This is a genomic window from Leptolyngbya sp. FACHB-711, assembly GCF_014695615.1.
Classification (GTDB): domain Bacteria; phylum Cyanobacteriota; class Cyanobacteriia; order Elainellales; family Elainellaceae; genus Leptolyngbya_A.
Genome location: NZ_JACJOR010000545.1, coordinates 1 through 9,582, shown reverse-complemented (window position 1 = coordinate 9,582; position 9,582 = coordinate 1). Strand labels below are relative to the sequence as shown.

Here is a 9,582-nt window from a genome sequence, read left to right as displayed (position 1 = left end):
AAACAAAAGTAGTAGGGGGGATCTCCAAAAGCTCCAGCACTGACTAACCACTTCTCAAATTTCCTCTCCACAATGCTTCATCCGATCGGCTCATTGACCCACTTCACCGATTTATCAGACGATCGCTCGCCGTCCTATTGGTACAGGGGGCACTGTCCCCGTACGGGAAAGTTATTGCAGCTTCCGCGAACGGAATGGGTAGAGTCGATCGCCCAAGGACTAATGCAGCAGTTGAGCCAGTCCGAACATCAAGCAGGCAAAATGTACGGCGTGCTGCTGGTGGAAACGCCAACTGGAGAAAGGGCAGTTCTGAAAGCTTTCTCAGGATTGCTCAATGGCAAAAGCACGATCGCAGGTTGGGTTCCCCCAATTCCGGGACGCGATTCAGTGGCATTTCGTGAAGCAGAAACGCTGTCACAGCTTCAGGCAATCAAGCAAGCGTTAATCGCCCTGCAAGAAATCCCGGAGCGGCAGGAGTACCAGGATCGATCGCAAATCTGGCAGCAGCGATTCGCAAACCTCACCACAGAACAGCAGCAGCGCAAGCAGGCAAGACAATCAAAGCGTGAAATTTTGCAAGCGACTCTTGCAGATAACGAATTAGCCCAGGCACTTGAAACGCTGGATAACGAAAGCCGCCGCGACAAAAGCGATCGCCACTATCTAAAACAGCAGCGCGACGCAGAGCTTCAGCCGTTGAAGCAAATCATCGACCGCGCCGATGCCCGAATTGCAGAACTCAAACGACAGCGCAAAGATCGATCGCGCAACCTGCAAGCCCAGCTCTACACCGCATATTATTTGACCAACTTCGCCGGGAAAACCGTTTCACTCAACTCCCTGATGTCCCAGGGCTATCTTCCCACCGGAACCGGAGACTGCTGCGCTCCCAAACTGCTGCATTATGCCGCGACCCATGACCTAAAGCCGATCGCCCTAGCCGAATTCTGGTGGGGCGAACCCTCTGCCGATGGCGACAAAGTGCAGGGACAGTTCTACGGAGCCTGTGCAGAGCGATGTCAGCCGATCATGGGATTTTTGCTGTCAGGGTTGTCACAGTCAGTTCAACCAGGGATTCGCCCCCCTAGTTCCTCAACCTTGGGAGAAACCGAGCCGCAGGCATTCCTTTTGCAAAAGACTGTTCTCACAGCTCAAAGTCCCCCAATTCTGGGGAATTTAGGGGGCAATGCAGGATCTCTCCCACTCCTCCAACACCCTCTAACCATCCTCTACGAAGACGAGTATCTCATTGCGATCGACAAACCCGCGGGGCTACTCTCCGTTCCCGGACGGTATGGCGATCGACAAGATAGTGTACTAACCCAATTGATCGCGAGAGGGGGGGATGGGGGGAAACTGTGGGCAGTGCATCGGCTAGACCAGGATACATCCGGGGTCTTGCTCCTGGCGAAGGATCGGGAGAGTTATCGGGCGTTGAGTTTGCAGTTCGAGCAGCGACGGGTGCAGAAGACATACGAAGCGATTCTGGACGGGGTGCTGACTCAGACGGAAGGGACGATCGATTTACCGCTATGGAGCGACCCCGACGATCGACCCTACCAAAAAGTGAACTGGGAGCGGGGCAAGCCGAGTTTGACTCAGTTTCGCGTTATGGAGCGATCCAATGATCAAACGCGGGTCGAACTGCTTCCCCTGACCGGGCGAACTCATCAGTTAAGGGTACACCTGGCGATTGGGCTAGATCTGCCAATTATGGGCGATAGGCTCTATGGTAGGAATGATGGGGACGAACGGCTTCTCCTCCACGCCAGGACATTGCAAATTCAGCATCCGCGATCAGGACGCTGGCTGCAAGTCATGGCAGCTTTGCCATTTTAAGAATTCCTACTTGGCAGGATGAGAATTGCGAAACCGGGTCCCGATTCGGATTAGAGTGACAATATTCAATAGCCCATTTTATAGCCTGGAAGGTATTCACTTGATATGCATCTGAGCGAACTTACCCACCCCAACCAGTTGCATGGTTTATCGATTCATCAGCTTAAGCAAATCGCTCGACAGATTCGCGAAAAGCACCTGGAAACCGTGGCAACCAGTGGGGGACACTTGGGGCCGGGGCTGGGAGTCGTCGAGCTGACAATCGGACTATATCAAACACTGGATCTCGATCGCGACAAGGTGCTCTGGGATGTGGGGCATCAAGCGTATCCTCACAAGCTGATCACAGGTCGCTACAACGAGTTTCATACGCTGCGGCAAAAAAACGGCGTGGCGGGCTATCTGAAGCGCAGCGAAAATCAGTTCGACCACTTTGGCGCAGGTCACGCTTCGACCAGCATTTCGGCAGCATTGGGAATGGCTTTGGCGCGGGATATGCAGGGCGACAACTACAAAGTGGCAGCGGTGATTGGCGACGGTGCGCTGACGGGCGGTATGGCTCTGGAGGCAATCAACCATGCCGGACATCTGCCGAAGACGAATCTGCTGGTGGTCTTAAACGACAACGAGATGTCGATCTCGCCCAACGTGGGAGCGATTTCGCGCTATCTCAACAAAATGCGGCTCAGCCCGCCGATGCAGTTCCTTACGGACAACCTGGAGGAGCAGTTCAAGCATCTGCCGTTTAGCGGTTCCTTCAAACCGGAACTGTCTCGCCTGAAGGAAGGTATGAAGCGGCTGGCGGTTTCCAAAGTGGGCGCAGTGTTCGAGGAACTGGGCTTTACCTACATGGGACCGATCGACGGTCATAACCTGGAAGAGCTAATTACCACGTTTGAGCTGGCGCATCAGCACGGCGGTCCCGTTCTGGTTCATGTCGCAACGACGAAAGGGAAGGGTTATGCGATCGCCGAGCAAGATCAGGTCGGCTACCATGCCCAAACGCCCTTTAACCTGGCAACCGGAAAACCCCACCCCGCCAGCAAACCAAAACCGCCTAGCTACTCGAAGGTGTTTGCCCATACGCTCACTACGCTGGCGCAGAACAACCCGCGCATTGTTGGCATTACCGCAGCGATGGCAACCGGAACCGGGCTGGACAAACTCCAGCAAAAATTGCCGAAGCAATACGTTGATGTGGGCATTGCCGAGCAGCACGCCGTTACTCTGGCAGCGGGGATGGCTTGTGAAGGAATGCGTCCGGTCGTGGCAATCTACTCCACGTTCCTGCAACGCGCCTACGATCAGATCATCCACGATGTCTGCATCCAAAATCTGCCCGTCTTTTTCTGCCTGGATCGATCGGGCGTGGTCGGGGCAGATGGTCCCACCCACCAGGGAATGTATGACATTGCCTACCTGCGCTGCATCCCCAACATGGTGCTGATGGCTCCCAAAGACGAAGCCGAGCTTCAGCGGATGATTGTGACGGGCGTGGAGTACACTGACGGTCCGATCGCAATGCGCTATCCACGCGGCAATGGCTTTGGCGTGCCTCTAATGGAGGAAGGCTGGGAATCGCTGCCGATTGGTAAAGCAGAAATTCTGCGAACCGGGGACGATGTGCTGCTGCTGGGCTACGGCTCGATGGTCTACCCGGCAATGCAGGCGGCGGAAATTTTGGGTGAACACGGCATCGAAGCCACGGTCATCAACGCCCGATTTGCTAAACCGCTCGATACCGAACTGATTGTGCCGATCGCCCGTCAAATGAAGCACGTCGTAACCCTGGAAGAAGGCTGCATTATGGGCGGCTTTGGCTCTGCGGTTGCTGAATCGCTGCTCGACCACGAGGTCATGGTTCCCGTGACGCGCCTGGGTGTTCCCGATATGCTGGTAGACCATGCTACACCGGATGAATCCCTCACCGATCTAGGTCTGACTTCACCCCAGATTGCCGATCGCATTCTCAAGCTGATGGCTCCCTCAGCAGTACTGAGTGAGACTGCAAGCTAAAAGTACGATTCACAAAAATCAGAGACGCAGAGTTGGGGTGGTTGTCTGAAGTAATTCAGCGTTTCCTTAATTTTGCGTCTTTGCTTTAACGCTCTGAAGCTGGGTTGTAGAGAACAACGTTTTCCTGCTCATTAGGATCGTTTCGAGCAACCAGCGCGTGAGCAGGTTCAGTGTCACTCAGGTTATGAGGCTGATGGGGAACGCCCGGAGGGATGAAAATAAAATCACCTGCTTCGTTGATAACTGTTTGTTTGAGTCCCTGACCATAGCGAGTTTCAACGCGACCTTTAATCAGATAAATCGCTGTCTCATAGTCACGGTGTAAATGCGGTTCTGCTGAACCCCCTGGGGGAATGATTACCAGGTTCATCGAGATTCCCTTTGCGCCTGCTGTGGTTTCAGAGATGCCGATAAAGTAGGGCAATCGTTGACGGGTCAGGGTTTCAGCATCAGGGCGTACGGTAACGATTTCGGTTGGCTTGCCAGCAGATTGGCGATGCGAAGCAGTTCCCCCTTCAGGGTAATCGGTATCAGAATGATTAGAAGATGAATTTTTTTGCAGTGTCATAAAATGTCTTCCTCTCTGGGTCTCTACTCTTCGTACTCTTCCTCGCTGTATTCCTCCTCTTCCTCATTGTATTCCTCTTCTTCCTCGCTGTATTCCTCCTCTTCTTCGCTTGCGTCTGACTCTTCCTCGCTGTATTCCTCCTCTTCTTCGCTTGCGTCTGACTCTATGTAGTAGCCATAGTCCTCATCGCTCGCGTAATTTTCGCAGAGAGTGTCTAACTCCTCAAGAAATTCATCTGGGTCATCGATCGTCAAATCAAAGCTATTGACGTGAACGATGTATTCCTCTTCGGTTTCTTCCTCTTCGTAATCGAAGTAGTAATCTTCTTCGGTTTCAACATAGTTTTGGCACAATGCGTCAAGCTCCTCAATAAAGCCTTCAGGATTGGTGGTGCGAATGTAAAAATCGTAGAGGAGGAGTGATCCTTCATCTGCAAAAACAGAGTCTCCTTCTTCCCAAACATCCACACTAAAATCGAGATCGTTTACGGCTTTAATAATCCAGGAGTCGTGACCGTTGTAATCCAGGTGCATCACATAGTCATAGGGAATGTAGCAATAGCCTCGATCGCCCCACGCTACGCCCCAGGAGTTTCGCACAATAAACATTCGATCTTTGTCAGAATAGCCAACACATAGCATCGCGTGCCATCCATGCGTTTCCCGCACGTTATCCAATCGCTTGGGCATGGGAACGCGACCCCGATTTTGGGTGGCATCATCAAATGACTCAAAGGTGTTTAACGCAAACGCGATCGGATATCCTTCTGCTAAGGTATGCCGCCAGAGATCTAAATCAGTTTCGATAAACTCTGCTTCTGTAATTTTGAAGTTTGCAGCGTGTTCGTAGGCATTTGTATCGGGTTCTTCGCAGATTAGCGATTCATCATTTGCCCAAATGTCTTCGCAGCAAGCCCCGTATTCAATCAGACTATCGATCGCACAATACATTTGTGAGCCGCAATCGTCGTTTTCATAGCCTTCTCGTGCCCGTGCATTGTAGTAGACAAAAAGACGGCTGACATTGCCCGCTTCGCCCAGATCCCGTTTGGCAAGATATTCATATGCACCGACAAAGGCATTGGCAACGCAGCTATTGCCGACCTGCTCTTCCACTTCGGTCATGTGCTTTCGCAGATCGACTTTGCGGGGAAGCTGATCCGCCTGAAAGCGATCGCTGTGATGATATTTCGTATTCTCTGGCTTCCGCCCAGGACGATAACCCCCGATGCGATATTTCCGATTCTGCAGTGAACTCAGCACCATCCTCGCGGCTCCTTCTTCAGCATTGAGTATTTCTACTAACGCTAAAATGCCCGGACGGGTAACATGGCTCACGATTTGTTTGTGAAGGTTTGTTTGCGAAAGTTAGTGATCGTAATAAACCTGTTCAATTTCCGCAGGATCACACAAGCCACAGTTCTAGTTTAAAAACCTATCTGAACCGATCGCTCTAAAATGAGCGGGAACTGAAGCCCTACCCCAAGCATCAGACGACGCACTCTTCCCGCAATTTAGTCTTGCACGTTGACAAACACCTTTTGTGTTTTGCCACGACGTTGCTGAATTGGAGTATGATTAGCCCCCCTAGCCCCCCAAAATTGGGGGAAACTGATCCTCAAAGTCCTCCAGCATTGGGGGATTTAGGGGGCGATGCAGGGTCTCAAGTTGTGTCTTCATCCTTCAATTCAGCAACGCCTGTTTTGCCACAACCAGAAACAAAGACTTCTCTAACGTTCTGCTTAACCCGCCGTAGATAGCTTGAACACTTTATAGATTAGCCCTCAACGGTCGGGTTCAAGCGGGTTGTTAGCTGCAACCGCAATTTGCAGCAATAGTTACCTCTGTGCGTCCTAGTTGACTAAACTGATTTCGCCTGTATCCAGGTCATAGTAGGCACCCACAACTTTGAGTTTACCTTCTTGTACGGCTGAAGCAATTACAGAAGAGTTTTGCAGCCGCTGTACCTGTAAGCTCACATTTGACTTGATTGCGTTTGTAAGGCGATCGCCCGATTTCCCCTCCGAAGCTTGAACTGCTGGTCGAATTGCAAATACCAGTGATTCAATGACACCTGGCAATTCTCCCCCTTCCAGAGCCGCTGCCACGGCACCACATCGCTCATGTCCCAGAACCATCAGTAGGGGTGTTCTCAAGACACCAACCGCATACTCTTCACTAGCAATGTCTTCAGTGATAGCAATATTACCAGCAACACGAACTACAAAGAGATCTCCAATTCCCTGATCAAAGACAATCTCTGGCACTACTCGTGAGTCTGCACAACTCAAAATAGCGGCAAAGGGTGCTTGCCGTGACGCAACTTCAGCTAGGCGGGCAGCATCTTGATTAGGATTGAGCCGCCTTCTTTGAACAAATCGCTGGTTTCCTTCCATAAGTTGCGCTAGCGCCTGATCAGGAGTCAAAGTACTTTGGGAATGGGCACTCCCAGGATCAGCATTAACAGATTGGGCTTGCTTAGTACGGGATGACTGATCTTCGGCAGCTTGGGCTAATGCGCCCGTTCCCAACCAAGCTGTTAGCGAACCTGTACCAATCAGTCCTGCACTAAATTGAAGAAGATTTCTTCTTGAAAGCCTTTGTTGATTGGAGGATTGTTTCATAATTGTGTCTTGAACAACGAAAGCATTTTTAGAACAAGCGCAAATCGTTTAAAGCTCATTCTTAAATTGAATCTTCTCTGTACAGGTGACACAAAAACTGCTGTTGAAGTAAATCTTTAAACTCAAGCGAAAGTTCTGAAGGGACACGCAGGCTAACGACCCGCTTCACCCGCCACCAGTAACTTCTCGAACTCAACCAATCATATCTAAACGGTCGGTGTGCAAGCGGATTGTTAGATGGCGGGTTACGGCTACCAACTTATGATAAGTGGCAATCCAGGGCGAAAATCTATTTGATGCCCCTGCACTTCCTCATCAAAACCAAGCTCTACGCAATATTCTGCTCCTAATCGTACCCTGACCTGATTGGTGTCGATCACCGTTTGATATTCTGGTGACGGATTATCTGCGGTAGGACTGACCAACTCTACACGAGTTATTTCGCGCAAACCAACATGATGCTTTAGAGGCTGTGCTTCTTCAGCCGGGTATTGGTCTGGACGTTTACCAAATGGAGTTTGAAAGAGCATTGGCTCTGTTAGCACATCACTATTTGTACCCACCGCAATACTTAGTGTTTCAGGCAGATAAGGTGGACGATATGCCCAACTGGAAAATGCAGCGGTGTCACCATCACTTGTTCCTGAACGCAAACAAACTCCAAATGGACATGTGCCATCCTTCCGATTTGTCCATCGCTCCCAAAGACGAGTAGGGCGAATTGGCTCTGATTTCGCCTCTTCTGTATCATGAACCCACAACAATTCCAACAATGCGTTGTGGAAGAAGAAACGGCGATTGGCTGTTCCTTGCCCAGGATGTGTATTAGATGCCCCCTCCACTAAACCAAATGATACTAAACGATCAGCTTCGTCAGCACCAATATCAGTACAGATAAAGAGATGGTCAAATTCAAACGCCATAGTTTCAAAGCTACTTTAAGGATAAGCTTACTCAGCTTCTCAAGTTTAATGAGTCTAATCAACAAACTCCAAGTACCGTCAACACCAATAACTGAAGCCACCTAACGACCCTGCTCACCCGCCGCAAATAACCTTTGCAACTTAACCGAGTATATTGCTACGTTCCGGTGCAGCACTGTTGTTCGGCAGCTGTTGGTGAGTTCAGCAATGTCTTTTGCCGATGTTTAGAGTGAAGTTTCATAAGTTGTCTTCGAACTCCTGTATGAACCACGCAACATCTTCGCGCTTGAGGCCGGTCGCTTGATAAAACGCAACAGCACGAGCGTCATCGGCCATTGCAGGAATATAGAGTGCGCTCAGGCTGCGCGAACGACATAGATTTCTGGCGAACTCAATCAAGGCACGCCCCACGCCCTGCCGCCGATGCGCGGTGGCAACGCCGACCTCGTAGACGAACAATTCCGTAGCCGCTTCGGTATACATCTCCAACTCATAAGCTGTCAGTCCGCCGATGGCTTCATCCTCGCGCAACGCAGCAACGGCGTGAAAATCGGGGCGTGACAGCAAGCGCAGCAGAGTTTCAGACGAAGGCGGCGGTTTGGTCACGTTGTCCTCTTGCCGCCACATCTCGAAAAGCTGCTGTGCCGTTGCCAAATCGTTTGGGCCAAGTTCTCGAATGGAAAATGTCATTTCAAATAGCCCAATAGACATGGAAGGGATTTGCAGTTCATCAAGTCCTTCCGCATGTTACACACTGAGTTTTCTGGTGCAGCCAGGCCGTGCGCAGCAGCCGAACGGTTCTGGTCAGCGGTTGCAAACAATCTGAGCAATGCACTAAGACCTCTCGTCAATCCACTCCAAGCGAATTGTTATGCTGTCCGTTGCTAAGAGTATTTTCCAAGATAGTCAGATTATAATATGCCCTTCCAGATACGTTATTGCTTCTCCTGAGATTAAAACTCTTTCACCTACATCTTTGCAAAACAGTTTTCCAACTCTCGATGATAATTGCAAGGCAACCATAGAATCCTTACCAAGTTTCTCACTCCAATAGGGAATCAACGAGCAATGAGCAGACCCTGTTACGGGATCTTCAAAAATACTCGCCTGCGGTGTGAAAAAACGTGATACAAAATCTACCCCTTCTCCTTTGGCTGTCACAATGACACCACCGGGGTCAAGATTGATTTGGTTAAGAAGGCTTTGATCGGGTTCTAGATGTCGAATCACTTCTTCATCTTCAAACACAAGCATATAGTCTCTAGACTTCAAAATCTCTACAGGCTTATGCTGAAGCGCATCCAAAATTACTTGTGGAGCTTCCCTCGGTTCAGGTTTACGAGAAGGAAAATTTAAGGTTAGTAACTTCTCCTCAACTGCCACTGTAAGCTCTCCACTTTTCGATCGAAACTGGATGAAAGGTCGTGAGAAATTGAGATGCCTTGCTATGACGTGTGCTGTTGCCAATGTTGCATGTCCGCACCAATCCATTTCAATTTCTGGTGTAAACCAACGTATCTCAAAGCCCTTATCTAACTGAATGAAGAATGCTGTCTCAGCAACAAAATTCTCCATTGCTATTCGCTGCATAACATCATCAGGTAGCCACTGTT

Annotated in this window: 8 protein-coding genes; 2 read left to right on the top strand and 6 right to left on the bottom strand. The window is 50.2% G+C overall.

What is annotated here, in order from left to right:
• Window positions 1-72 precede the first annotated feature (72 nt).
• Both H6F80_RS27225 and dxs read left to right on the top strand, forming a co-directional pair.
• Window positions 73-1,839, top strand: a complete 1,767-nt coding sequence (locus H6F80_RS27225; RefSeq protein ID WP_190794652.1) for an RluA family pseudouridine synthase — start codon at window positions 73-75, stop codon at window positions 1,837-1,839.
• Window positions 1,840-1,944: 105 nt separating this feature from the next.
• Window positions 1,945-3,855 carry a 1-deoxy-D-xylulose-5-phosphate synthase gene (gene dxs / locus H6F80_RS27220; RefSeq protein WP_190794651.1) on the top strand — a complete coding sequence of 637 codons (1,911 nt, stop codon included), beginning with the start codon at window positions 1,945-1,947 and terminating at the stop codon, window positions 3,853-3,855.
• A gap of 85 nt (window positions 3,856-3,940) precedes the next feature.
• Here the strand turns inward: dxs and H6F80_RS27215 are convergent, their stop codons facing one another.
• The 6 genes from H6F80_RS27215 to H6F80_RS27190 form a co-directional block, all read right to left on the bottom strand.
• A complete protein-coding gene (locus tag H6F80_RS27215; protein ID WP_190794650.1) occupies window positions 3,941-4,423 on the bottom strand; it encodes a cupin domain-containing protein in 483 nt (160 codons plus the stop codon).
• 23 nt (window positions 4,424-4,446) lie between these two features.
• Window positions 4,447-5,760: a C1 family peptidase gene (locus H6F80_RS27210; RefSeq protein WP_347277935.1), complete on the bottom strand. Its 1,314-nt coding sequence runs from the start codon at window positions 5,758-5,760 to the stop codon at window positions 4,447-4,449.
• Between the two features lie 515 nt (window positions 5,761-6,275).
• Window positions 6,276-7,046: a carbonic anhydrase gene (locus H6F80_RS27205; protein WP_190794649.1), complete on the bottom strand. Its 771-nt coding sequence runs from the start codon at window positions 7,044-7,046 to the stop codon at window positions 6,276-6,278.
• A 251-nt stretch (window positions 7,047-7,297) separates the two neighbouring features.
• A complete protein-coding gene (locus H6F80_RS27200) occupies window positions 7,298-7,969 on the bottom strand; it encodes a VOC family protein (RefSeq protein ID WP_190794648.1) in 672 nt (223 codons plus the stop codon).
• 237 nt (window positions 7,970-8,206) lie between these two features.
• Window positions 8,207-8,680, bottom strand: coding sequence for a GNAT family N-acetyltransferase (locus H6F80_RS27195; protein ID WP_190794647.1), 474 nt, complete (start codon window positions 8,678-8,680; stop codon window positions 8,207-8,209).
• Between the two features lie 195 nt (window positions 8,681-8,875).
• On the bottom strand, window positions 8,876-9,582 hold a 707-nt coding region (locus H6F80_RS27190; protein WP_190794646.1), incomplete at its 5' end, for a PhzF family protein.

Coding starts and splice junctions, on each gene's coding strand:
- H6F80_RS27225 (WP_190794652.1), top strand. CDS start 73: ATGCTTCATCCGATCGGCTCATTGACCCACTTCACCGATTTATCAGAC.
- dxs (WP_190794651.1), top strand. CDS start 1,945: ATGCATCTGAGCGAACTTACCCACCCCAACCAGTTGCATGGTTTATCG.
- H6F80_RS27215 (WP_190794650.1), bottom strand. CDS start 4,423: ATGACACTGCAAAAAAATTCATCTTCTAATCATTCTGATACCGATTAC.
- H6F80_RS27205 (WP_190794649.1), bottom strand. CDS start 7,046: ATGAAACAATCCTCCAATCAACAAAGGCTTTCAAGAAGAAATCTTCTT.
- H6F80_RS27200 (WP_190794648.1), bottom strand. CDS start 7,969: ATGGCGTTTGAATTTGACCATCTCTTTATCTGTACTGATATTGGTGCT.
- H6F80_RS27195 (WP_190794647.1), bottom strand. CDS start 8,680: ATGTCTATTGGGCTATTTGAAATGACATTTTCCATTCGAGAACTTGGC.